Genomic DNA, 25,060 nt, shown 5'->3' on the forward strand with positions numbered 1-25,060 from the left:
AAATGGCCGAAACAGGTTTTAGAAAATGGATCATCACCATAACGGTAATCACAGCTTCCTTGCTGGAGCTGATTGATACCACAATTGTAAACGTGTCTTTGCCAACCATTCAGGGAAACTTAGGCGCAACACTCGAAGACGTAGCTTGGATTACAACCGGTTACGCAGTTGCCAACGTAATTATCCTGCCAATGTCAGGCTGGCTGGGCAGTTTTTTTGGACGAAAAAATTACTTTTTGGCTTCTATTATTTTATTTACCATCGCATCATTTTTGTGCGGTAATGCTACCAGTCTAGGTGAATTGGTGGGGTTTAGGATATTACAGGGTGTTGCCGGTGGCGGGTTGATTTCAACGGCACAGGCAATTTTATTAGAAACCTGGCCACGCGAACAGGTAGGCACGGCCACTGCTTTGTTTGGTTTTGGCGCTGTTGTTGGCCCAACGGTTGGGCCAACGATTGGCGGTTATTTAACCGAGCATTTTTCCTGGCCGTGGATATTTTATGTGAACATACCGGTGGGTATCCTGGCTGCTTTTTTTACCTATACTTTTGTTCGGGCCACACCAAAAACCGGCAGGGACAAACCGATTGACTGGTGGGGGATAGCCCTTTTGGCTACTGCTGTCGGAAGTTTACAGGTAATTTTAGAAAAAGGCGAATCTGAAGACTGGTTTGCAAAAACCTACATCCTTGTATTAACCATTACTGCTGTTTTGGGCTTGCTGCTGTTTATTTGGCGCGAGTTAAGCACAGCCTATCCAATTGTTAACTTTAGTATCATGCGGCACAGAAGTTTTTCTGTAGGGATGTTTACTTCGTTTATATTAGGTTTCGGTTTGTATGGGTCTGTGTTCGTTTTTCCAATATTTTGCCAAAGCTTGCTCGGTTTTTCATCCGAAGACACCGGAAAACTGTTGTTTCCCGGGGGTTTATTTACTTTAGCTATGATGCCGATTGTAGGCAGAATGCTTAACAAAAATGTTCCTGCACAATTGATGGCGACAGTTGGCATGGTTTTGTTCTTTGTGTTTACCCACATGCTAAGCAATTCTACTTTGGAAACAGGCAAAGAAGATTTTTTCTGGCCGCTGGCTATCCGAGGTATTGGTATGGCCCTGCTTTTTGTACCATTGACCACGTTGGCTATTGCTGATTTAAAAGGCCCGGAAATTGGCCAGGGAACGGGCTTAAACAATATGATGCGGCAATTAGGCGGATCATTTGGTATTGCTGCTTTAACTACCATTATCCACATCCGCCAGGGCGTGCACCGTAATAATTTGCTGGTAAACATTAACCCTTACAATCCTGCTTATGTAGAGCGTTTTAACATGTATGTACACGCGTTTTTAGGCAAAGGAAAATCTATGCTCGATGCCACACATATGGCTTACGGTGCCATGGAAGGTGCGATAATTAGACAATCCCTGCTGCTTACTTATGATGATGCTTATTGGATATCAGGCTTGATTATGCTTTGCTCTATCCCGCTGTTGTACCTGCAGCCATTCCGCCGGAAAAATGCGCAGATGCCGGCAGATGCACATTAATCAGCCAATCAAAATAAAAAGCCGTTCTGAATAAACAGAACGGCTTCCCCCCAAAAAAATTAACAATTAGAATATAAATTGCCTGCCATTTTAACAACTGTTTTGTAGTTGAAGTACTTGCAGTTGGTATCAGGCATAAGCCATTAATCTCTTTATAAAATTATGTTTTAATATTTGTTAAAACAACTATCGCAAATAATTTTTTTCAAAAAGTTTTGCACACTATGGAGTTAAACGGCTCTTGCTTCAAACTTCGTTCCTGGAAAAATGGCGACGAAGTATCTTTGCTAAAATACGCCGATAACCCAAATGTTACACGTTATCTCGAAAACCGGTTTCCCTCACCTTATACGGCTGCTGATGCTGCCGAATGGGTTAATGCGCAATTACTTCAGCCAAAACCTATAACCAATGCTGCTTTAACCGTTGGCGATGAAGTTGTTGGAGGAATTGGTATAACTTTATTAACAGATATTTATTGTAAAAACGCCAGGATCGGCTATTGGCTGGGCGAACCTTTTTGGGGAAAAGGTATCATGACGGAAGCGCTTGCTTTGTTTACCAACTATATTTTTGATGAGTTTGATGTTGAACGGCTTGTTGCCGGTATTTTTGCCAGCAATCCGGCATCGGCAAAAGTGTTGTTAAAAGCAGGTTATCAGCAGGAAGGCATTTTTAAAAAAGCTTTGTACAAAAATGGTTTGTATGATGATGAGCTGATTTTTGCAAAGTCACAATCCAACTAAATCCTCAAAAATGCTCTTGCTGATTTTATGCCGGTAAAAGAAGCATTGCTCCCTCTCTCATGGAGAGGGCTGGGGTGAGGCCATACTTCTTTTACCGGCATAAAATTCAGTTCAAAAACTTGCCCGTTAAATCTATCCTGCGGTCAAACGGTTTCAGGTAAACATCCGCAAGCGCGGCAAACTCCCTCCGTGTGATTGGCCGATTCAAATCGAAAACAGAATTTAAACGCAGTTTCGGTTTCCAGTCGTTTTTGATTTGGAGCTGAAAAGTTTTGGCATCGCGCAAATCCAATTCCTCAATAAAAGAAAGCATATTGCCGATGGTAAACAGTTCGGCAGGTTTGTTTTTGTTGAACCAAAGGAAAGCGCGTGTATAAATCTCGTTCAAAACCGGTTTAATTTCCGAGGTTTTAACGGCAGAATCAGGCAAAAAGAAAACTTGCGCAGAACCACCGGCAGGTTTTTGTACGCCTTGCAGCAATCCGGTTACGCCCAGTTTTTGAATGGCAATAAACTGCGGGTCTGTTTGCTTTACATCAACAAAAGGCATCAAATAACCGTGATAGCTCAATATTTCATTTTGAATGAGGCGAAGTTTAACGTTCTTGGTTGTGGTTTTAAAAAACGAACAGTAGGCAGCCATCGTTCCAATGCCTTGACCAATCGTCATTTGCACCGAAGGATACATGGTGCTGGCATTGACCAAATGCGTAACCGACATCGCTTTTTCGGCCACCAAAAAATTATCAAAACCTTTTACGATAACGGCACCGGCCGGAACGCTGTAAGCTGGAAAAGCACCATAATTGGTTTCGGGCGCACTTTGCAGCGGTAAATAATGTTGGCCGGGCGAAGCATCGCCAATGCCGATGGAAGTGCGGTAAAGTTTGGAAGAACGGCTGTAAGGCGTATAAATATCATCCAAAACCATTTTGATCACCCCTTTTGCCCGCCGCACTTCGCGGATATAAGGAAGGTAGGACAAATGATCGGGCGTGTTAAACTCTAAATTATCAACGCTCAAATTTTTTAAACCCATTTGCGTTTGCAAAAAATAAACCAAACCAAGCGTTTTTAACCGCGCTTTTTGATAAGCCTGTTCTTTGTTTTGAGCCGAAGAGAAGTCGCTGATTTTCACCGGATAATCGTTGATGCCTTTTATTTTCAGCATAAATTTATCGTTGGGCAAACGGCCGCTTTCCAGCATTTGCTTCATGTTTTTTCCTTTCAGGGAATTGTACAAAGTTTCGTCGTAACCTTCGGGCTTTAGAATGGTACGGTCGGCAGCTCGTCCGTAATCTTTTAAAATAGCAATCCAGGTGAGGTTTTGGATAACGGGCAATGCTTCTTTTACCGCCCATTTTTCTCCGGATTGCGCCTCATTTTCAAAACCAACGTCAAACGGAACGCCGAGTTTGGCGGCCACATCGCCGGTTTCGGTCCCATCGATTACCACATCAGCTTTAATCGTCGTGTTTTCCCCGTTGATTTTGGCGGTAATGGCATAACCCGTTCCGTCCTTTTTTATACCGGTAAAAGAAGCATTCAAATGAACGCTGAGATTTTTAACCGTGTCCGTAATTTTTTTGAGGACGGCCGCGCCAACGGCAGGTTCAAAACGAAGCGTGGCATTGGCTGTCGTGTCAAAACCGGGCGTGTTTTTATAATATTCTTTCAACCGTTTCCTAAATTCGCCCCAAACTCCCGAATTAAAACTGCGATTGCCTTCCACCACACACATCCCGCCCGAAGTTAAACTGCCGCCAAGCCATGGGCCTGCTTCTAAAATTATCGTTTTTACGTTGCTCCGCGCACTTTGTATCCCGGCCGCTGTGCCTGCCGCGCCGCCGCCGATAATCAAAACGCCGGTTTTCTGGCTTTGCGCAAAAGCGGTTGGGTTAAAAAATATAACTGTAAATAAAAAAATACAAATTTTTTTCATTGAGCCGAAATTAACAATTTACAAAACGCTATTTTTAGGACAAACGGTTATACATGACAAAATTTTCTACCAAACGCTTTTACGCCATTGCCGCGGCCTGTGCTTTGAGTTTTAGTTTAGGCTCTTTCGTTTCCAAAACTTTGGTTGATAATCCGGTTACAGTTTCGGTTATCAAAGCGGCAGAACAGCTTTCCGGCCTAACTTTTTCTGCTGCGCAGGAAGATTCGATGCTTAGCGGCGCAAACGACCATTTAAAAGCTTACGAAGAACTCCGAAAATTAAGCCTTAAAAACAGCATCGTCCCGGCTTTAAATTTCAACCCAATTCCGGTCGGTTTCGTTTATCCTGATAAAACAGACCAATTTTTACTTGATAAAAGAAGCATCGCTACTTTGCCTGCGGATAAAAACGAACTGGCTTTTTATACCATCCGGCAATTGGCAGATTTGATCCGCACCAAAAAAATCACTTCTGTTGAACTGACTAAGTTTTTTCTGGACCGGCTTAAAAAACTCAACACAAAACTTTTGGCGGTCGTTTCTTATACTGATGACCTCGCCCTGAAACAAGCCGCACAGGCCGATGCAGAAATTGCAGCCGGACATTACCGTGGCGTTTTGCACGGAATCCCTTTTGCGGTGAAAGATCTTTTATTGGCCAAAAACTACAAAACCACTTTTGGCGCGGCACCTTACAAAGACCAGGTTTTTGATGTGGATGCAACGGTTGTAAAAAAACTGGAAGATGCAGGCGCAGTTCTCATTGCCAAATTATCGCTGGGCGAACTGGCGATGGACGATACCTGGTTTGGCGGCCGGACGAACAACCCCTGGGATTTGACGCGAGGTTCGGGCGGTTCTTCGGCTGGCCCCGGTGCTGCGGTTTCTGCTGGTTGCGTGCCTTTCGCCATCGGTTCCGAAACCTGGGGTTCTATCGTTGAGCCTTCCAACAATTGCGGCGATACCGGTTTACGGCCTTCTTTCGGCCGCGTTAGCAAATATGGCGCGATGGCTTTAAGCTGGAGCATGGATAAATTAGGGCCAATGGCGCGGACGGTGGAAGATTGTGCCATCGTTTTTAACGCCATCCAGGGAAAAGACCCGAAGGATTTAAGCACGATTGCCGCCCCTTTTAATTACAACGGCAAACAGACCTCGTTAAAAGGCTGGAAGGTTGGTTATTTAAAAGCTGATTTTCAATCCAAATACCCGAACCGACACAACGATTCTTTAACGCTGGTCAAGATGAAGGAACTGGGCGCAACTTTAATCCCGATAGAACTGCCCAAACTGCCTTTTAATTCCATGAATTTTATTTTGGATGCCGAAGCCGGTGCCGCTTTCCAGGAATTGGTGTTGACGCACCGAAGCGATTTATTGAAGCGGCAGGAAAAAGCGGCCTGGCCAAATACTTTCCGTACCGCGCAATTTATTCCGGCTATTGAATATATCCAGGCCAACCGTGTCCGCACTTTATTGGTGCAAAACTGGTACGAGAAACTGAAAGGTTTAGACTTGTACCTTTCGCCTTCTTACAGTGATAATTTATTGCTCACCAACCTCACCGGAAACCCTTGCGTGGTTTTGCCAAATGGTTTTAATGCAAAAGGTTTGCCCACCAGCATTACTTTTATGGGACAGCTTTTTGGCGAAGGAAAAACGCTGGAAGCTGCGCGTATTTATCAAAATGCAACTGGTTTTCATTTAAAACATCCAGCTTTAAATTTTTAATTACTGATGCTTCTTTTACCATATAAATTTTCTAACACACCCCTAACCCCTCTCGAGAGGGGAAGCAAAGTTTGCTACCTTTCTGGCTTTAGAAAAGTAGGCGATATGCTTCCCCTCTCGAGAGGGGTTAGGGGTGTGTCCTTTAAACTGGTTAATCTTTTATATCAACTATGAACATCTCTACCAAAAAAATTTTAACCATCGCTTCTCTTTGCAGCTTCAGCTTTGTTTGCGGCGCTTTTATTACCCAAAAACTGGAAAACAGCCCAATTACAGTTGCCATGGTTAACAAAGCCGAAAAAATAATTGGTATCGGGTTTTCCCCGGCGCAGGCAGATTCGATGTTGACCGGATTGAGCGAGCATCGCAAAGCCTACGAAGAACTGCGCAAACTGCACCTTCCAAACAATGTTGTGCCGGCTTTAAACTTCAACCCAATTCCGGTTGGCTTCATTTATCCGGATAAAACAGACCAATTTTTACTCGATAAAAGAAGCATTGCCGCTTTGCCGGCAGATAGAAATGAACTGGCTTTTTACACGATCAGGCAATTGGCAGATTTGATCCGCACCAAAAAAATAACTTCTGTCGAGCTGACCAAATTCTTTTTGGAGCGTTTGAAAAAGTACGATCCAAAGCTATTGTTCGTCGTAAACTACACCGAAGAATTGGCCTTAAAACAAGCCGCACAAGCCGATGCCGAAATCAAAGCCGGACATTACAAAGGCGTTTTGCAAGGAATCCCGTTTGGCGTAAAGGATTTGCTTTCGGTAAAAGGTTATAAAACGACCTGGGGTTCGGTTCCTTGCAAAAACCAGCAATTGGATGTTGATGCAACCGTGGTAAAAAAATTAGAAGCAGCAGGCGCAGTTTTGGTGGCTAAATTAACTTTGGGCGAACTGGCAAACGGCGATGTTTGGTTTGGCGGAAGAACCAACAATCCCTGGGATATTACACGCGGTTCCAGTGGTTCTTCGGCTGGCCCGGCTTCGGCAGTTGCGGCCGGTTGTTTGCCTTTTGCCATCGGTTCCGAAACGTTGGGTTCTATCGTTTCGCCTTCTACCGAATGCGGCGATACGGGTTTGCGTCCGTCTTTTGGTCGCGCAAGCAAAACCGGTGCAATGGCTTTAAGCTGGACGATGGACAAACTCGGCCCGATTACGCGTAGTGCCGAAGATTGTGCGATTGTTTTTAACGCGATCCAAGGAACCGATCCACAGGATTTAAGTACGATTTCTGCCCCTTTTAAATATGATGGCAACCAGAAATCGTTAAAAGGCTGGAAAATTGGTTACATTAAAGCCGATAACGACCAGAAAAGTGTAACCGATTCTGCCACATTAGCCAAATTAAAAGAACTTGGCGCAACGTTGGTCCCGCTCGAAAAACCAAAGGCCATTTACAAATCCATCCGTTTTATTTTGGAAACCGAAGCAGGCGCGGCTTTTCAGGAACTGGTTTTAAACCACAAAGACGACATGCTCGTGCGCCAGGGAAAAGGTGGCTGGCCAAATATTTTCCGTACCGCACAATTAATTCCGGCGGTAGAATATATCCAGGCCAACCGGGCACGTACTTTTTTAATCCAGGATTGGTATGAAAAAATAAAAGGCTTGGATATGTACATTGCGCCGTCCTTTTCCAGTAATTTAGTGGTAACCAATTTAACCGGAAACCCTTGCATAGTTTTGCCAAACGGATTTAACAAACAAGGCCGGCCGGTAAGTATTACTTTTATGGGACAATTATTTGGCGAAGGGAAAATTTTGGAAGCCGCCAAAATTTATCAGGAAGCAACGGATTTTAACAAAAAACACCCAACACTAAATTTTTAGGGGTAAAAGAAGCATTCAATTTTTAAAAAAAGATCATGACAGACGAAAAATACCCGATCGGGAAATACACCGCACCACTTTCTTTTACCGAAGAAGAAATGCAAAAATGGATCGCAGAAATTGCGGCTTTGCCCGGCCAGATGCGCCAGGCCGTGGTTGGTTTAAACTACAAGCAGTTTGATACGCCTTACCGTTTGGGCGGCTGGACGATCCGTCAGGTGATCCATCATGTGGCGGATAGCCATTCCAACAGTTTAACCCGTTTTAAACTGGCTTTAACCGAAGATAATCCAGCCATTAAACCTTACCAGGAGGCCGACTGGGCTTTATTGCCCGATTATAAAATGCCGGTGGCACCATCTTTCCAAATGATTGAAGGCATCCATTACCGCTGGGTAGAACTGATGCAAGCCTTAAACGACGAGCAATGGAGCCGTACGTTCTTTCATCCGCAGACCCAAAAATCGGTTACTTTAAAAGCTGCTTTAGGATTGTATGCCTGGCATGGTTTGCATCATTTGGGGCATATTAAGTTGGCTTTGGGAAAGGCAGATAAAAATTAAAAAAATAATTTAAGTTCTTTTACTGTTTTATAACCTTAAATATGAAATCTACTATAAGTCCGGCTAATGACCAAAAACGGAAAGACTGGCCAGAAGCTTTCCAAGAAATGGCTAAAAACGGCGATGATGAATTGCTAATTCCTGATGTTTTTGAGGATGAAGATTTTAAAGACTGGACCTGAAAGTAAATGATATTTCTAAATTACCTAAATCGTTTTCAATAATTATTAACGTTTGCCTAATAATCTCTATTTTTGATAAAACATCAAAAAAATGGATTTAAAGACAAGAAAAATAGACTTTATTCAGGAGTTTTTTAAACTTCAAAGCGAAGAAGCAATTTCACGTTTTGAAAAGCTATTGCAAAAAGAAAAGAAAAAACTTAAAGACAGCAGCTTTGATCCAATGACAATAGAGGAATTTCATCAAAGAATAGACGCCACGTTGGAAGATTCAAAAAATGGCAGGTTAATCGAAGTAAAACAGTTGTTAGCTGAAATTGAAACTTGGAATTAGAACTTTACTGGACTGTTTTTGCGAAAAATGAACTGCAAAACATCTTTAAATATTATAAACAAAAAGCAAGTCCTGAAATTGCAAAAAAGCTTGTTTCCGAACTCGTACTTGAAACTGCAAGACTAAAAACAAACCCGCATATTGGGCAAGTAGAAGAGTTGCTTGCTAAACGAAAGCAGGAGTTTCGTTATTTAGTTCATAGAAATTACAAAATTATCTACTGGATTAACAACGATAAAAGCAGTATTGAAATTATAGATGTTTTTGACAATAGGCAAAATCCTGTGAAAATTACAAGGTCAGAATAGAAGTTCCTCCTACTTCTTTTACCACCCCAAATCCCTCAAAACAAATTAAAAAAATTATACTCCAGCCTTACCAAATACATATTCTTTGAATTGCATGTCATACCATTGTACAAAGGTGTGCGGTAAGAAAAATCAACCCGGAAAACACTGTTAAAAATAAACTGAACGGCAGGCGCAGCATCCAAATAACTCTGCCGGTAACCAGGATTGGTTTTCCCTAATAATTCCAAGTACAAGTTTACGTTGGTTTGCTTATAATTGGTGTAATTTTTTGGGAAAAGCAAATAGCCGGAAGATAACGAATAAGCAACCGCATCTTTGGCAAAACCAACCGGAATTGGATTGTACTGGTTATCCAATCCACGCAAGTAACTTACCGAACCTGATAATGCCAGCTTGTGCAGCAATTGCGTAAAAACCAAGCCGCTTTGCAAGCCGGAACGGTCGCCTTCCAAAGCAATTTCCTGGTTAATAATTGGATTATTGATGGTTGATACTTTGATAAAAGCAGCACCACGAAAATGCTTTTGAACAGAATCAACCGACAAAAAACGGTATTTGGCATAAGCGCTAAAACCTTCCAAATGTTGTTTTTGCTGGTAAAAATCAGATACGTAAGCGGAGGTATGTACCATCCAATTCCTACTTGCGCCATACATCAATTCAAGCGTATTTCGGTTACGAAAACCAGGATTAAAATAACCCTGGTTTTCTAACCTTATGCCTAAAGAATGCCTCGCCATGTTGCTGGCCGGCTCGGTATTTACATATAATTCTTGCGCAAAAGCAGTTGAAGTTAATGCCAAAAAGCACCAAGTTAACAATAGAAACTTCATTTCCTTTTCGGCTTAAATGGTAACGTGATATACCTTTTGGCCATCCATCATACCACTTTTATAGCAGGAATAGGTGGTTTGTGCCGCGTACTTTTTATAAGTAGAAGTCGGAACAAAACCTTTATCAATTACAGTTACCGGCATAACTCCGTTCAGCGTTTCATCTTTTACATTTAAAAAATGATAAACGTTTCCGGCGTAATTAAAATGATAATTGTTGTTGATCTTTAAATTATCGAAGTTAAAAGAAGCCGTTAATTTGTTAACAGCAAAACCGGCATCCGTTACTTTTTTGCTGATGGCATCCAGGTTAACTTGTGTATCTTTTTTAAAAGTAATCACAAAAAGATTACGGTTTAAATCAGGTTTTACATCGCTGACAAAAGTTAAAGTACGCAAAGATTTTTCGGTTGCCTTAGAACACATAGAACAGGTTAAACCGCTTACTTGTAAATCGGCTTTAACAAATTGTGCTTTTGCAAATTGGGTAGAAATGGCCAAAAGAGCCAGTAATATTTTGAAAGTTTTCATGGAAAGATTGATCTAAAATTGTAATTAAAAAAACGATAAACTTCAGCCAAAAGCTGTGTTTAAATTTTGATTAAATTACGATCAGATCAAATCCGGAAAGTACAATTTTGGATAAAAACAGGAACGGGGTTTGGAGGCGGCCCGCGTTCCAAAAACAAGTTAGAAAGATGGTTAATAGTTGATGGTTGATGAGAAAAAGCAAAACTAAAAACCGGAACAAGCGAGACCAAAAAAGTACCGGTAAAAACAGTATGCGCGGCCTGGTGTGCATCTTTTACCTTAACTTCCAAATGCGTTTCTTTACAGCATTTGCTGTCCATGCCGCAGCTTTTGGTTGGCGCATCAATCTTAAATGATTCAATGCTATTACCGCAAAAATGCAGGTTTAAAGCAAAGCCGGTTGCCGTAACCAAATACAGCAGCACAACTAAAATTATGCCTGATTTCTTTAACATTAATGCAAAGATAACGTAACTGATTTAATCAAAGTATGAATCAAAAGTAAATAAAAGAAGCATCCCCGAAAATACAGGGATGCTTCTTTTATCGTATAAAAATTGGTGTTGGTTATTGGGCAGTTTGTGCGTCGGCTTTCATTTTATCATTGGCCACAATTACAATTTCAACACGTCTGTTTTGCGCACGTCCGGCATCAGTTGTATTGTCGGCAATTGGGTCGGTTTCGCCTTTTCCCTGTGTAGTTAAACGCGAACCGGAAACACCATTTGCCACAATGGACGATTTTACAGCATCAGCACGGCGGACAGATAAATCCTGGTTGTAAGTAGCCGAACCTGTGTTGTCTGTGTAGCCAATGATAGAAATATTGGTGTCTGGGTTTTTTTGCATCGAAGCAGCCAAGTTTTGCAGGTTGGTAGTTGCCGCAGGTTTAAGCGCAGTTTTATTCACATCGAACAAAATGCCTGAATCAAACTTAACAATCAAACCTTCGCCTTCCCTTACCACATCAGCCCCCGGCACAGTTTGTTTAATTTCTGCTGCCTGCCGGTCCATTTTACGGCCAATAAAAGCACCAGCAGTCCCGCCGATGGCACCGCCGATAATGGCACCAATTGCCGTGTTCCCGGCCCTTCTGCCAATTAAAGCACCAATCGTTCCGCCTGCACCTGCGCCGATTGCCGTGCCTTTTTGGGTTTTGGTGAAAGACGAACAGCCCGTGGTTAATGTTGCAACCATTGCAATGGCCACACTCGTTACGGCTAATTTTCCGGATAAAGTTTTCATAAAATAATTCATTTTTTAAGTTTTTGAGCAAATACCTGTTCGGTTGGTTTAATCCTGTTTTTTGGATGTGCCCTATTTTTACATTACTCTTATACGTTGGTAAAGTTACAAAGTAGATGCAAAATGGTTTTTAATTTATATTTGAAGGATGGAGCAAAGCAATCAGAATAAAACAATCAGTATTTTAGGCTGCGGCTGGCTGGGATTTCCCTTAGCCAAAACTTTGGTTGCAAAAGGCTGGCAGGTGCAAGGCTCTACCACCACGCCGCAAAAACTGCAACTTTTGCAGGAAGCTGGCATTAAACCTTTTCTGCTGGCTTTGGATGCAGATTCGGATCTTTCCGATTCCACTTTTTTTGATGCCGATGTGCTTTTTGTCAACGTTCCGCCATCGCGCAAACTTTCGCAAAACGGTTATTTGGACAAGATGAAAACCTTGCTGGCTGCAATTCAAACTTCGCCCATAAAAAAAGTAGTTTTTATCAGTTCCACTTCGGTTTATGGCGATGTTTGCCGTGAAGTTTCCGAAGCCGACGAGCCGGACAACCCATCCGAACTGCTGCAAGCGGAGATACTGTTTTTATCGGCAAAAAATCTGCAAACAACCGTCATCCGTTTTGGCGGGCTGTTTGGGCCGGACAGAAACCCGGGACGGTTTTTTAGGGATAAAAACAGTATCCCAAACGGTTTGGTTCCGGTAAACCTGATCCATTTAAACGATTGTTTAGGTTTGATCAAAGCGGTTTTAAACCAGCAAAATTTCGCTGGCGTTTACAATGCCGTTGCGCCTTCGCACCCAACAAAACAGGAATTTTATGGGAAAGCAATTTTAAAATCTGGTTTTGCCGCACCGGAATTTGTGGCAGAAAAAACAGCTTGGAAAATCATCAATGCTGATAAAATTATTCGGGATTTGAATTATCAATTCCAATATCCGGATCTGTTGAAATGTTTGGACGATCCGGGCGCGTAGTCATGCCGAACTGGTTTCGGCATCCCACTATCAAGGTCTGTAATAGCAAGAGGGATCCTGAAACAAGTTCAGGATGACAAAATAAACGCTAAATTTCTTCAACAATAAATAAAAACGGCTGTGCAAATCTCAGCGTAAAAAAACCGTCAGCCTTGGTTTTAAATTGATTTGGGTTGATTTGCTCCAATCCGCTTTGCGCCAAATCTGATGGAATTTGAAGGATTTCGACGGTTTCCCCCGCAGCTTTCCACTTGCTAAAACCGCTGCCCACCGGATAAATTTTTTGGTTATTACTGAAAATAACTAAAGTGATCTGATCAGCAAAAACCAGAAAATTAGCAATGCTTCTTTTATCGGTAATAATATTGACTGCCGGATATTTTTCGACAACAAGAAACTGCAAACCTGTTTTTAAAGCGTTTTCCTGAATCGGCAAAACGCGCAAATGTTCCTGCAAAGTTGGGTTTTCCGTTTCCGAAAGCAGCACATCAAACTTAATCCCCAAACTTTGCAGTTTTTCTGCGGAAGCATCGTTCACCAAAACTGTCGGACTCCATTCCAGCAATTGCCCTAAATGTTCTTCATCAAAACCAGCCAAATCCAAAATAAGCAGTGCAGGTTCTTGTTTTTCGCGAACGATGTGGTGAGAGGACATTTAAGTAGGTTAAAGGGCAAAGGTAGAAAGGGCAAAGGCAGAAAGCGTTAAGATTATTGCATATTTCCTTTAACCCTTCACCTTTCCGCCTTTATCCTTTTTCCTTACTCCAAAAACGTAAGCAAACTATGCTGGCTTGCGGTATGGAAATCGCGCCAAACGCGGTTGATTTCTGCATCCGGACTGGCGGCTGCCAAACCGCAAAAAGGGTACAATTCGTTTACCGTTTTCCGGCATATCGCTGCTAATTGTCGGCTCGTTCGGCTAACTTGTTGCAATGCTTCTTTTACCCTGCTTTTTTCAAGGAGCAAAAAAAGTTCCCAGGATTGGTCAACGGCCTGGTAAAATTTCCGGCGGCTATTTTGCAATTCGGCTTCCTGCTTGATGAAAGTTGTTTTTAAAACGGCTTTTTGTTGGGGCGAAAGTTTGTTTGGATTGCTGATCTTTTCCTTAAAAATAATTTCTGCCAAATCCAAAAAACGAATGGCCATACCCGATAAATTTGCTGCCAGCGTAGCTTCTGCCAGTTGCAAAAACGGAAAACGGTACAAAGGCCGGTCAACCACACAAAAATCAGGGTCAATTTTAAAGCTGTTTTCTGTTGGAACGAATACATCTTTTACTTCAAAAGCATCGCTTCCGGTACCCATCATGCCCATGTATTTCCAGGCGGTAATCAGTTTTACGTCTTTCGCATCTAAAACAAACGACAAAATTTGCGGCTTTCCATCTTCGTTCAAAACCGTTCCCGGTGCTTCTTTTACCACACAATTTGCGGTAAAGTGCGTGGCATGTTGCGCGCCGCTGGCATATTTCCAGGCGCCGTTGATGATAAAACCGCCCGCCGTTTTCGTCGCCGTTCCGTTGGATGCGCCGCTTCCCGCCAGGCAAACTTCTTTCATGGCAAAAACTTCGGATGCTGTTTTTACCGGCATAAATCCGCCAAACCAACCGGCGCCACTGCACAAAGTGATGACCCAGCCAAAACTGCCATCGGCCCAAGCCAGGCTTTCTTCCAGGCGAACCATTTCCGGCAGCGGCTTTTCTTTTCCCGAATACACTTTCGGCACCAATAATTTAAACCATTGCTGCCGGTAAATCAGTTTCAATTGTTTGGGTTGAAGCAATCCGGTCCGTTCTGCTTCGGCAGCTTCTGATCGGATAATTTCGATCCATTCGGGCTGCAATTGTTTGGAAGGATGGGTAAGGTTCATGCAGATGTTTAAATGTTTTTCTATTGATGCTTCTTTTATCGCACAAAAATTAAGATCATCCCCCTGGCCCCCTTCAAAGGGGGAAGAGGGCCAGGGGGATGACCTTTTTATCTCCAATCTTTTAAACGTTAGCAAGGTAGGCGATAGGCTTCCCCCTTTGAAGAGGGTTAGGGGGATGAATTTGTTTTGCCCTGCTGTTGATAGATTTTCTTCCAATCGAAATAACTAAAAATGGCCACCACAAACAGGAAAAGTGTGAGCAGCGCAAACAGCGGCAGGTTTTTGTAGAACAGCAGCGGCACGGCAAACAGGTTAGATAGGTTGAGCACGAGCCAGTTTTCAATTTTTCTTCGGGTCAATAACCAGGTTCCGGCCCAAGCAGAAGCCGAAACAAAAGCATCCCAAACGGGAACGTTGGAAGGTGTGAAGTTTTTAAGTACTAAATATAAAACCAGCCAGCCGCCAAAAGTGATGAGCAAGGTAATGAGCCAGTCTTTTTTATCAGCATAAGTAATTGGAACGGCTGGTTTGTTGCGCTTTTTAGCCCAAAACCACCAACCGTAAATACTGATTACGATATAGTAAATGTTGAGTAAAGTTTCGGCATAAAGCTTTACTTCCAACAGTAAAACGATGGAAAGCAAGGTACCAATCAATCCCGCCGGGTAAAGCAAAACGTTGTTGCGTTTGGCCAGCAAAACTTCGGCAACGCCAAAAAACACGGCCACCCATTGCAGCCAGCCGGTTTCGCGGATTTGTTCGAGCAAAAGTTGCAGCCAGTGGTTCATGTTTGCAATGCTTCTTTTATCGGCCTAAAATCGGACACTTAAACCCAACAGAAAATTGCGCGGCGCCTGCGGATAGTAAGAATTGTTATTCGTTATTTTTCCGCCTTCAATATCCGGATAAGTAGCGCCGTTTGGTTCGTATTTTTCACTCAAAATATTATTGACGAGCAATGAAACGCCAATATTTTTAACCGCTTTAGTGTTGAAGTTGTAACGCAAACGGATATTGTTCACAAAAAAAGCATTGAGTTTTCGGTAATCGCTGGAAGTATTATCCAAATATTGTTTGCTCACATATTTGCTGATCAGCGCAATTTCACCGCCTTTTATCGGCCGGTAACCCAATTCACTTGAACCTACAAAATCAGGTGAAAAAGCAATATCCGTTTTTTGGTATTGCGTTAATTCGTTCTGGCCGGTATCGTTATTGTACAAATACTGCTGGAAGTTTTTCACTTTGTTGGTGCTTAAAGCAGCAGCGACAGACCAGTAAAAGGGTTGGGCAATTTGCAGCCTTCCATCAAATTCCAAACCCGCACGGTAGCTGTCTTTTACGTTGCTGCGGATGGCTGCGCCCACATCGTTCAGGCTTCCGGTCAGCACCAATTGATTATCATATTTCATGTAAAAACCGTTGATGCCGCCGGTAAAAATGCCTTGTTGCGTGCGGTAACCGGCTTCGTAATCGTACAAAGTTTCTGCTTTTGGCCGGGATGCAGGTGTAGAGTTGACATAATCATCGCGGTTCGGTTCGTGGTTTCCTACAGCAAAAGAAGCATACAAATTATTGCTTGGATCGAGCTGAAAACTCAAACCAACTTTTGGGTTAAAAAAATTAAGCGAAGCCGATTGCTGCACATTGTTCAAATTGTAATCGTAACCCAAAAAAGAATAGTAAACGCTGCGGTACTGCAAATCGGCATACAAGTTCAGTTTATCCAACTGGTAATTTGCTTTCCCAAAAATGTTAAAATCAGTTTTAAAAGCATTGTTGCGTGAATACTCGTAATCCGGCGTGGTGTTGGTGCTTTGCTGCGTCCACTCGATGCGGTTGTAATGTTGGCCGCGGTACTGGTTGTAAGCGCCGCCCAAAGTAAAGTTCAGGTTTTTTTGCGCCTGATAACTGAGGTTGTAAGTTGCTCCGTAGAAATAATTAGTAAGCCATAATCTTCTAACTAAATCAGTACTATCATTTCCCATCACCGGTTTTAAACCATAATCTGCAACTGCCTGCGCAGTTTTATATTCCTCGTAATAACCGCTTCCCTGCGTGTAATGCAGCGCACCGTTGAAAGAAAGTTTGTCCGAAAGCTTTTGGTTGAACAGCAACTGGTAATGGTTTTGGGTGTAATTATCAGTCTGGTTTTTATAGAAACCGCCGTTTGGCATCAAACCTAATTCGTTGTAGGTACGGTCTCCGCTTAGCAGTTTATCTTCCGGCACGCCGTCCCAAGCCTGGTAAGTTTTTTCTGAACCGGAAAAAACGTTTAAACGAACCAGCGTATTCTTGCCGTAATAAGCACCCGAAAGGAAGTAAGATTTGAGGTCAGAAGAAGCACGGTCAATATAACCATCCGATTTTATCCTTGATAACCTGCCGTCAAACGTAAAATGATTGGCCAGCAAACCGGAACCTACACCCACCGTGTTTTTTACCGTTCCGTAAGAACCCACCGTGTTATCCAATTGTGCATAAGCCGTGTCCTGCCGTGTCGTGGTTTGCACGTTGATGCTGGCACCAAAAGCGCCCGCACCGTTGGTAGAAGTGCCCACGCCGCGTTGGATTTGGATGTTGTCCACCGAAGAAGCCAGATCGGGCAGATCTACAAAAAAACTGCCCTGACTTTCGGCATCATTTAACGGAATACCGTTGAGCGTTACGTTGATGCGCGTGGCATCCGAACCGCGGATCCTAATCCCGGTATAACCAACGCCCGCGCCGGCATCCGAAGTAATGACTGCGGAAGGCGTTTGGTTGAGCAGAAAAGGCAAATCCTGGCCTAAATTATTTTTGGCCAGTTCTTTTTTGCTGAGGTTGGTGTAGGTAAAGCCGGAATTTTGCGCCGTCCGGGTGGAACGTACAAACACTTCATCGGCTTGGAGCGTGCTTCTTTTAAGGGCAAAATTTTTAGTTTGATTAAAACTAATGCTGATCGTTTGCTGCATTTGCTGGTAACCAATGTAGCTAATAGTGAGCGTGTAATTTCCGGTTTTGAGGTTGTCGAAGCGGAAATTCCCATCGGCATCCGATGCTTCTTTTAGCACTGTTTTTTCAATGTGGATGCTGGCGCCGGGCAAGGTTTCGCCGGTTTGCGCATCGGTAATTTTCCCCGACAGGGAAAACTGGGCCGCGGCCAAAAAAGGCAGCAGCAAGGCTGTAAAAGCCAGTAAAATTTTTTTCAAAATGTTTAAAATAAACTGTAGTTAAACCATCTGCCCGCCAGGGCGAACGTGCAGTACACTTAACTTTTTACCTCTCCCTACGCCGGCATTACCCGGATCAGGTGCGAACCCCGGCCTTAAAGGAGGAGCTACACTTAATTGTTAAGCGTTGGCTCCCCTTTAGGGGCCGGGGTTCTGGGTTTGATCTCAGCCTGTTTTTCAGTTGGTAGCAACGTTTTTGCTGCTATGACCAAGCAAGGCACCCCTTGAGAATTTGGGCAAAGATAGGATTTGAATCTGTATCTGCTAATGCTATTTTAGATTAGGTAGATTTTTTGCTGATAAAAGAAGCATTAGATTTCTAATTCAAAAGTTTGCCTTAACTTGAAGTCGCATTTTGCGACTTCAAGTTATCTTAATTCTGGTTTTTGTAGATTTGGTAAAGCAATGATTATGGATATTCAATTAAAAGAAAAGCTAATTGCCAAAATTAACAGTACGAATGATGATGAACTTTTACGGCAACTTTTGCGTGTGTTTAATTTAGAATCTAAAACAGATGAATGTTATTCTTTAAGCGAAAAAGAAACAGATGCTGTAAACGAAGGTATTGCACAATTGGATCAAGGCATGTTTCTATCAAACGAAGAAGCCAATTTACAAGCAAATCAAGTGCTAAAAAAAGGAGATGAGTCTGAATAAATCTATCAGAACTATGTATCCAAACGCAACTTTTCAGGTATTTTCCAGTAATAAATCAGCATGAAATTTAAACTGTTTATTCTAATCCTTATTTGTACTTCATGTACAAACTTTAAGTACAAACCAACAAAGGTTCTTTTCAATGTTCCAGCTCTTATTGGACACAATATTGACGAGATTGTTACAACTCTTGGTAAACCAACATTTTATCCTAAGCCTCCCGATAATAGAATAAGTTATTGTGAATATAATATAGACGAATGGAAATTATCTATAAGGTATTATCCAAATACAAAAGAAGTAATTGATTTTTCTGTTTATCCTACGCCTGTAATTTATGAGTATAAAAATTTTGAAGATGTACTTAGGGTAGGAAATTTAAAATCTGTTGCTTTTGACTATGTCGTTGTACCAGGAAGTGAATTATATGCTTCTCCCGGAACTTATACTGATGTTACTGTGGTTCCAAAATTCTGAACCTAGGTTTTTTTGATCTCACAATCAAAACCCGCTATACTTCTTTTACCACCTAAAAATCAGTATCGCCTCAACCTTTTGCCTTTCGCCTCAAAACCTTTCACCTTTCTTCCTTCCTCCAAAAACCCTACTTTTGCAAACTCAAAATAATTAGCATAATATGCTCAGAACAAATACTTGCGGCGAATTAACACGGAACGATTTAGGGAAAGAAGTTACTTTGTGCGGCTGGGTGCAAAAATCGCGCGATTTAGGCGGAACCACTTTTATTGATGTACGCGACCGCTACGGCATTACGCAATTGGTTTTTAACGAAGAGACGGCTGCCGAAGTGCGCGAACAGGCACGCAATTTAGGCCGCGAGTTTGTGATCCGGGTTGCCGGGAAAGTAATCGAACGTTCCAACAAAAACTTAAAAATACCAACCGGCGAAATTGAAATCGCCGTAACTGAACTGGAAATTCTTAATCAATCCAAAGTTCCGCCGTTTTTAATTGAGGATGAAACCGACGGCGGCGAAGAGTTGCGCGCTAAATACCGTTATTTGGATTTGCGCCGAAACCCGGTGCGTAATAACTTAGTTTTACGCCATAAAATGGCGCAGGAAGTACGCCGTTATTTAGACGGACTGGATTTTCTGGAAGTAGAAACGCCGGTGCTGATCAAATCCACGCCCGAAGGCGCACGCGATTTTGTGGTGCCAAGCCGCATGAACGTGGGCGAATTTTACGCGTTGCCGCAATCGCCGCAAACGTTTAAGCAATTGCTGATGGTTTCCGGCTTCGACCGTTATTTCCAGATCGTGAAATGTTTTCGTGATGAAGATTTACGTGCCGATCGTCAGCCGGAATTTACACAGATCGATTGCGAAATGTCATTCATCACACAAGAAGATATTTTAAATGTTTTTGAAGGATTGATTCGAACGCTTTTCAAAAACGTAAAAGGAATTGATTTGATCGAAGTGCCGCGCATGACTTACGCCGATGCCATGCGTTTGTACGGTTCTGATAAACCGGATACACGTTTTGGGATGCAATTTGTCGAGTTAACCGATCTGGTAAAAGGCAAAAATTTCCCGGTTTTTGATAATGCTGAATTGGTTGTTGGCATCAACGCAAAAAATTGTGCTGCTTATACCCGCAAACAGTTGGATGAATTGACGGATTTCATCAAACGCCCTCAAATTGGCGCTACCGGTCTAATTTATTTGCGTTACAACACGGATGGAACTTTAAAATCCTCCGTAGATAAATTTTACAATGAAGCAGATCTGAAAAATTGGGCAGCAGCTTTTAGCGCAGAACCCGGCGATTTGATGCTTCTTTTAGCAGGCAAAAAAGATAAAGTGCGCAAGCAACTCAACGAGTTGCGTTTAGAAATGGGCAACCGCTTGGGTATGCGCGATAAAAATACATTCTCGCCGCTTTGGGTCTTGGATTTTCCGCTGTTGGAGTGGGATGAAGAAACCGAACGTTACCACGCCATGCACCACCCGTTTACGTCGCCAAAACCGGAAGATATTGCGCTGCTGGAAACTGATCCGGGCGAAGTGAGGGCAAATGCTTACGATATGGTGATCAACGGAACGGAAATTGGCGGCGGTTCCATCCGTATCCACGACCGCGCTTTGCAGGCTTTGATGTTTAAACATTTAGGTTTTTCAAAAGAAGAAGCGCAAAAACAATTTGGCTTTTTGATGGACGCTTTCGAGTTTGGCGCGCCGCCACATGGCGGAATTGCTTTCGGTTTCGACCGTTTGTGTTCCATTTTTGCCGGCCTGGATTCCATCCGAGATGTGATTGCTTTCCCCAAAAATAATTCGGGACGAGATGTGATGATTGATTCGCCATCCACCATTGATGAAAAACAACTGAATGAATTGAAAATAAAAACCACGGTTTAAGCGTAATTACAACATGAAAAAATCCTTTTTACTATTTGCTTTTTTTACCCTTGTTTTTTCTGCCTGTAAAAAAAGCAGTACTACAACACCAACTTTTGATCCTGCTGTACAAGCTAAAATTGATGACGATAAAATCCAGGCTTATCTAAAAGCTAACCCAAGCATTACCGCTACAAAAGATCCTTCGGGTTTGTATTATCAAATTATAGCACAAGGAAGCGGCACTGCACCAACTGTTAATTCTAACGTTCGCGTGGCTTATAGAGGTACACTTTTGGATGGAACGCAATTTGATACCAATGCAAATTTTTCTCACAAATTAGGCCCTACTACTGATAATAACGGTAACATTGTTGACTTAGGTTTAATAAAAGGCTGGCAAATTGGTATCCCTTTTATCAAACCCGGTGGTCGGATTTTATTAATTATTCCTTCGGCTTTGGGCTATGGCAACAACCCACAGTCAGGTATTCCGGCCAACTCTGTGTTGGTTTTTACGATTGATTTATTTGCTGTACAAGGCTAATTCCCGATGCTTCTTTTATCGCCCAAAAATCTATAAATTTGGTTATGGCAGTTGCTGAGAAAAAGAAAAACCCCGAATTAGATTACGAGTTGCTGGAAGTAGGCCCGCAGTTTCAATTAATTGATGGAGAACAAGTGATGCCACCAATTTTTTCGCTTAATCACCAATTGGTTAATGGAAAAATTTTTATGTTGATTTCTCAACATGTAGAGAAAAACGGTTTAGGCGGCCTTTGCTTATTTTATCCTTTTGATGTTGTTTTAGATGACAAAAATATCTTTCAACCTGATTTGATTTATATCAGTAACAAAAGAAAAATTGAATTACGTTACGATCGAATCATTGGTGCACCAGATTTGGTTATCGAAATCCTTTCGCCTGCCACCGCTTATTATGACCTCCGCCAGAAAAAAGATTTGTACGAACGTTACGGCGTTAAGGAATATTTGATCGTAGATCCTTTAGCGAAGTACGCAGAGGTTTACGTTTTGGAAAATGAAGAATTTATTCTCCATCAAAAAGAACGTCAAAACGGAACGATTAACCTAAACACTTTTCCCGGCCTACAAATCGACCTGCAAAAATTATTTGCCTGATACTGTTTTTACCGGCATAAAAACAGTATGGCTTTTTCCTTAATCAAAACCTCTCACTTTCATTTTCAATGTATAAATACCTTCGGAAGCGGTGATAAAAAGTTCGTCCTTGTTTTTTCCGCCGAAACAAATATTGCCCGTCCAGTTAGCCGGAATATCAATGTGTAATAGCTGCTTTCCTTCGGGATTAAAAACGAAAACGCCGTTTCCGCATAAATAAACGTTGCCGCGGTTATCAATCGTCATCCCGTCCGAACCTTTTTCTACAAATAAAGCCCGGTTGGTTAACGTTCCATCAGTTTGAATTTTGTAACGGTAGGTTTTGTTGGCGCGGATATCCGCCACATATAAATATTTTCCATCCGGCGTACCGATGATGCCGTTTGGCTGCTGCAAACTATCGGCTGCCAAAAGCAGTTGACGTTTCCCTTTGGGCAGATAGTAAACCTTTTCGCCGTCCAGATCAGGCTTTTTCCGCTTCCAGTAATCGCGCTGGTAATACGGGTCGGTGATGTAAATCCCGCCTTTCGGGTCAATCCAAAGATCGTTCGGTCCGTTTAGTTTTTTTCCTTCAAAACCGTTCACCAAAACCGTTATTTTTTTCTGCGGAGAGATAGACCAAAGCTGGTTTTGCTCATCGGCACAAGTAATCAGGTTTCCTTTTTTGTCGAAATACAAACCGTTGGAACGTCCGGTTCTGTCCATAAAAACAGAAAGCTTGCCGTTGGTATCGTATTCCCAGATCTTATCGTTCGGCTGATCGGTAAATAACACATTTCCGTTTTTATCCGCTGCCGGCCCTTCGGTAAACTTAAATTGTTTGGAGATTAGCTGTAGTTTGGCACCATTTGCAATGAGGTTTGATTTTTGGGCAATTGTATCCGTGTCAATTGCTGTTTTAGCTTGCGCGGAACAAGAAATGGCCGGAAATGCAAGTGCAAGCAGAAAAGTATAAGCCAGAACGATGCTTCTTTTATCCATGTTTTTTATGTGCAAAAATATTTTGCCGGACGGCTGTTTTATAAAAGCTAAAAATAACACTTAAATTTATGATGCTGATTATATACCTGTTTAAAAGCCTTTCTTCCTAATAAAAATCAGCGTGAAAAAATTTTACCGATTACCGTTTATACTTCTTACTTTTCCGGCTTTCGCTCAAACTATCTAAAAAGGAGGCTTTAAACAAGTGGTTGCCCGGATTATGGCGATGAAATTAAGCAGTGCTTTTTTGGCACAAATTTTTAGGCGGTAAAAGAAGCATGCGCGAGGAAACAAAAAAACCGGAACTGTATGTAGTTGGCGCTGGCCCCGGCGATCCTGAATTGATCACCGTGAAAGCCTACAAGCTGTTGCAGCAGGCCAAAGTGATTTTGTACGATAACCTGGCCAACAAGCATTTACTGGATCTGGCCCCCGAAAACTGCGAAAGGGTTTACGTGGGCAAGCAGCCTTACGGCGAGTACACGCCTCAGGAAAAAATACTGGAACTGATCAAACATTATGCTTTTGCAAAAGGACAAGTGATCCGCTTAAAAGGCGGCGACCCGTTTATTTTTGGCCGCGGTTTCGAGGAGATTTTATTTGCACGGGAAAATGGAATTGATACTTTTTTTATCCCCGGGATTACGAGTATGCAGGCTTCCGGTTTTGAAGATATTCCGCTTACGCACCGCAATTTAAGCGAAAGTGTTTGGGCAATCACCGGCACTAAAAAAGATGGTTCGCTTTCTGATGATTTGCGTTTGGCTATGCAAAGCAATGCTACGGTGGTGATTTATATGGGCATGAAAAAGCTGCAGGAAATTGCGGCAACTTATATCGCCGCAGGAAAAGGAACGGTTCCGGCGGCCATCATCCAACATGCTTCTTTACCTTATCAAAAATCGGTAAAAGGTTTGGTTAAAGATCTGCCGGAAATGGCAGAAGCGCAAAAGTTGACTTATCCGGCACTGGTGATTATTGGGCAGGTGGTGGATATTGCTTCGTACCTTAATAAAGGTATTTTATAAGTTTTGTAAACCTTGGCTCTTGACCTATAATTGGGGGGTTGCTTATCCCATCAAAAGGTTATACTTATTAACAAAGAATACAAATCCCCTATAAAAAAACTAAAGCTGCTTTCATCACCAACACAAGTTTGGGAGAGGAGGAAGCAGCATCACACACAAATATACTTTTTAATATTATTTCTTGCAAATAATATTACTTTTATAACTGTGCAACAAATAAATTATTACTTATCAAATCCGCGTTTTAACACGTACCTTGTAAAAACCAACAATAATATAGAAAAAGCTTATCAGCTTTATAAAGCAAATATTGAACTTTCAGAAGCATTTTATCCTATTTTATCGGTTCTCGAAGTAAGTTTACGAAATGCAGTAAATGAGACCCTAAAATCTCATTTTGATGATTCCTACTGGTTTAAAAATAATTTACCTGTCGAGTTTTTGTCTTATGTTTCGGAAGCGACACAAAAACTTACCGCACAACGAAAAAATATAACCACCGATAGGATAACTGCAGAACTCAATTTTGGCTTTTGGACTAAGTTGTTCAACCGCAACTATACTGGCTTGCTTTGGAAACCGCTAAGACTGATTTTTAAAAATATGCCTAAGCATTTGCGACAAAGAGATAATGTTGCAGACATATTATATCGAATAAGAACGCTGCGAAACCGAATTTATCACTATGAACCAATTTTTGGAAATTTGCAAGATATTGAAAATCAGTATAAAGAAATGTTAACTTTTCTTGCATGGATTGACGATAATTTACCTAATTTATTAACTGATATTGATCGTTTTAGTTCCGTATTAGAAAAAATGAAAACTATATAATAAAAATTTTCCATAGAATTTATTCAAGCCATCATCCAACATGCTTCTTTGCCTTATCAAAAATCGGTAAAAGGTTTGGTAAAAGATTTGCCCGAAATGGCGGACGCGCAGAAGCTAACTTATCCGGCTTTGGTGATTATTGGGCAGGTGGTGGATATTAAATAATAAGGATAAAAAGAGTATCAGGCTAAAA

26 protein-coding genes are annotated in these 25,060 nt (G+C 42.0%); 16 read left to right on the forward strand and 10 right to left on the reverse strand.

Going from position 1 to position 25,060, the window contains the following annotated elements; translation table 11 throughout:
- The first annotated feature begins 2 nt into the window (after positions 1 to 2).
- Both V5804_RS08990 and V5804_RS08995 read left to right on the forward strand, forming a co-directional pair.
- Positions 3 to 1,553: a DHA2 family efflux MFS transporter permease subunit gene (locus tag V5804_RS08990; RefSeq protein ID WP_369591049.1), complete on the forward strand. Its 1,551-nt coding sequence runs from the start codon at positions 3 to 5 to the stop codon at positions 1,551 to 1,553.
- 224 nt (positions 1,554 to 1,777) lie between these two features.
- Positions 1,778 to 2,299, forward strand: a complete 522-nt coding sequence (locus V5804_RS08995; protein ID WP_369591050.1) for a GNAT family N-acetyltransferase — start codon at positions 1,778 to 1,780, stop codon at positions 2,297 to 2,299.
- Positions 2,300 to 2,405: 106 nt separating this feature from the next.
- Here V5804_RS08995 and V5804_RS09000 read toward each other — a convergent pair whose 3' ends face one another.
- Entirely contained in the window at positions 2,406 to 4,241 is a 1,836-nt protein-coding gene (locus V5804_RS09000; RefSeq protein WP_369591051.1) for an FAD-dependent oxidoreductase, read from the reverse strand.
- A 53-nt stretch (positions 4,242 to 4,294) separates the two neighbouring features.
- Between V5804_RS09000 and V5804_RS09005 the strand changes: the two genes are divergently transcribed.
- The 6 genes from V5804_RS09005 (at position 4,295) to V5804_RS09030 (ending at position 9,193) form a co-directional block, all read left to right on the forward strand.
- A complete protein-coding gene (locus V5804_RS09005) occupies positions 4,295 to 5,971 on the forward strand; it encodes an amidase (protein ID WP_369591052.1) in 1,677 nt (558 codons plus the stop codon).
- A gap of 170 nt (positions 5,972 to 6,141) precedes the next feature.
- Entirely contained in the window at positions 6,142 to 7,806 is a 1,665-nt protein-coding gene (locus tag V5804_RS09010; RefSeq protein WP_369591053.1) for an amidase, read from the forward strand.
- 35 nt (positions 7,807 to 7,841) lie between these two features.
- Positions 7,842 to 8,369 (forward strand): YfiT family bacillithiol transferase, encoded by a 528-nt coding sequence (locus V5804_RS09015; protein WP_369591054.1) that lies wholly within the window; start codon positions 7,842 to 7,844, stop codon positions 8,367 to 8,369.
- Between the two features lie 41 nt (positions 8,370 to 8,410).
- A complete protein-coding gene (locus V5804_RS09020) occupies positions 8,411 to 8,551 on the forward strand; it encodes a hypothetical protein (protein ID WP_369591055.1) in 141 nt (46 codons plus the stop codon).
- 91 nt (positions 8,552 to 8,642) lie between these two features.
- Entirely contained in the window at positions 8,643 to 8,885 is a 243-nt protein-coding gene (locus V5804_RS09025) for a hypothetical protein (RefSeq protein WP_369591056.1), read from the forward strand.
- The gene (locus V5804_RS09030) at positions 8,876 to 9,193 is read left to right on the forward strand and encodes a type II toxin-antitoxin system RelE/ParE family toxin (RefSeq protein ID WP_369591057.1); all 318 of its coding nucleotides are present in this window, start codon (positions 8,876 to 8,878) and stop codon (positions 9,191 to 9,193) included. Before V5804_RS09025 ends, V5804_RS09030 begins: the two co-directional genes overlap by 10 nt.
- Before the next feature lie 35 nt (positions 9,194 to 9,228).
- Here V5804_RS09030 and V5804_RS09035 read toward each other — a convergent pair whose 3' ends face one another.
- The 4 genes from V5804_RS09035 to V5804_RS09050 form a co-directional block, all read right to left on the reverse strand.
- Positions 9,229 to 9,999 carry a hypothetical protein gene (locus V5804_RS09035; protein WP_369591058.1) on the reverse strand — a complete coding sequence of 257 codons (771 nt, stop codon included), beginning with the start codon at positions 9,997 to 9,999 and terminating at the stop codon, positions 9,229 to 9,231.
- A 42-nt stretch (positions 10,000 to 10,041) separates the two neighbouring features.
- A complete protein-coding gene (locus V5804_RS09040; RefSeq protein ID WP_369591059.1) occupies positions 10,042 to 10,560 on the reverse strand; it encodes a heavy-metal-associated domain-containing protein in 519 nt (172 codons plus the stop codon).
- 86 nt (positions 10,561 to 10,646) lie between these two features.
- Entirely contained in the window at positions 10,647 to 11,015 is a 369-nt protein-coding gene (locus V5804_RS09045; RefSeq protein WP_369591060.1) for a hypothetical protein, read from the reverse strand.
- A 112-nt stretch (positions 11,016 to 11,127) separates the two neighbouring features.
- Positions 11,128 to 11,805: an OmpA family protein gene (locus V5804_RS09050; RefSeq protein ID WP_369591061.1), complete on the reverse strand. Its 678-nt coding sequence runs from the start codon at positions 11,803 to 11,805 to the stop codon at positions 11,128 to 11,130.
- 148 nt (positions 11,806 to 11,953) lie between these two features.
- On the opposite strand from V5804_RS09050, the gene V5804_RS09055 reads away from it, so the two are divergent.
- Complete coding sequence (locus V5804_RS09055; protein WP_369591062.1) at positions 11,954 to 12,778, forward strand: SDR family oxidoreductase; 825 nt, start codon at positions 11,954 to 11,956, stop codon at positions 12,776 to 12,778.
- 88 nt (positions 12,779 to 12,866) lie between these two features.
- Here V5804_RS09055 and V5804_RS09060 read toward each other — a convergent pair whose 3' ends face one another.
- The 4 genes from V5804_RS09060 to V5804_RS09075 all read right to left on the reverse strand — a co-directional run bounded on the left by V5804_RS09060 (position 12,867) and on the right by V5804_RS09075 (position 17,838).
- A complete protein-coding gene (locus V5804_RS09060; protein ID WP_369591063.1) occupies positions 12,867 to 13,433 on the reverse strand; it encodes a thiamine diphosphokinase in 567 nt (188 codons plus the stop codon).
- 104 nt (positions 13,434 to 13,537) lie between these two features.
- Complete coding sequence (locus V5804_RS09065) at positions 13,538 to 14,647, reverse strand: acyl-CoA dehydrogenase (protein ID WP_369591064.1); 1,110 nt, start codon at positions 14,645 to 14,647, stop codon at positions 13,538 to 13,540.
- A 167-nt stretch (positions 14,648 to 14,814) separates the two neighbouring features.
- Positions 14,815 to 15,435 (reverse strand): nicotinamide riboside transporter PnuC, encoded by a 621-nt coding sequence (pnuC, locus tag V5804_RS09070; RefSeq protein WP_369591065.1) that lies wholly within the window; start codon positions 15,433 to 15,435, stop codon positions 14,815 to 14,817.
- Positions 15,436 to 15,459: 24 nt separating this feature from the next.
- The gene (locus tag V5804_RS09075; protein ID WP_369591066.1) at positions 15,460 to 17,838 is read right to left on the reverse strand and encodes a TonB-dependent receptor; all 2,379 of its coding nucleotides are present in this window, start codon (positions 17,836 to 17,838) and stop codon (positions 15,460 to 15,462) included.
- Positions 17,839 to 18,270: 432 nt separating this feature from the next.
- Between V5804_RS09075 and V5804_RS09080 the strand changes: the two genes are divergently transcribed.
- From V5804_RS09080 to V5804_RS09100, 5 genes are all read left to right on the forward strand, one after another.
- Positions 18,271 to 18,519 carry a hypothetical protein gene (locus tag V5804_RS09080; protein ID WP_369591067.1) on the forward strand — a complete coding sequence of 83 codons (249 nt, stop codon included), beginning with the start codon at positions 18,271 to 18,273 and terminating at the stop codon, positions 18,517 to 18,519.
- Positions 18,520 to 18,579: 60 nt separating this feature from the next.
- Positions 18,580 to 18,996: a hypothetical protein gene (locus tag V5804_RS09085; protein ID WP_369591068.1), complete on the forward strand. Its 417-nt coding sequence runs from the start codon at positions 18,580 to 18,582 to the stop codon at positions 18,994 to 18,996.
- A 160-nt stretch (positions 18,997 to 19,156) separates the two neighbouring features.
- Entirely contained in the window at positions 19,157 to 20,902 is a 1,746-nt protein-coding gene (gene aspS / locus V5804_RS09090) for an aspartate--tRNA ligase (protein ID WP_369591069.1), read from the forward strand.
- A gap of 13 nt (positions 20,903 to 20,915) precedes the next feature.
- Entirely contained in the window at positions 20,916 to 21,428 is a 513-nt protein-coding gene (locus V5804_RS09095) for an FKBP-type peptidyl-prolyl cis-trans isomerase (protein ID WP_369591070.1), read from the forward strand.
- Between the two features lie 44 nt (positions 21,429 to 21,472).
- Complete coding sequence (locus V5804_RS09100; protein ID WP_369591071.1) at positions 21,473 to 22,024, forward strand: Uma2 family endonuclease; 552 nt, start codon at positions 21,473 to 21,475, stop codon at positions 22,022 to 22,024.
- 39 nt (positions 22,025 to 22,063) lie between these two features.
- On the opposite strand, the gene V5804_RS09105 is transcribed toward V5804_RS09100, so the two are convergent.
- Positions 22,064 to 23,005 (reverse strand): SMP-30/gluconolactonase/LRE family protein, encoded by a 942-nt coding sequence (locus tag V5804_RS09105; RefSeq protein WP_369591072.1) that lies wholly within the window; start codon positions 23,003 to 23,005, stop codon positions 22,064 to 22,066.
- A 278-nt stretch (positions 23,006 to 23,283) separates the two neighbouring features.
- Between V5804_RS09105 and cobA the strand changes: the two genes are divergently transcribed.
- A complete protein-coding gene (gene cobA / locus V5804_RS09110) occupies positions 23,284 to 24,033 on the forward strand; it encodes a uroporphyrinogen-III C-methyltransferase (protein WP_369591073.1) in 750 nt (249 codons plus the stop codon).
- Between the two features lie 207 nt (positions 24,034 to 24,240).
- Positions 24,241 to 24,867 (forward strand): hypothetical protein, encoded by a 627-nt coding sequence (locus V5804_RS09115; protein WP_369591074.1) that lies wholly within the window; start codon positions 24,241 to 24,243, stop codon positions 24,865 to 24,867.
- Positions 24,868 to 25,060: the final 193 nt, after the last annotated feature.

The organism is Mucilaginibacter sp., from assembly GCF_041088075.1.
GTDB lineage: Bacteria > Bacteroidota > Bacteroidia > Sphingobacteriales > Sphingobacteriaceae > Mucilaginibacter_A.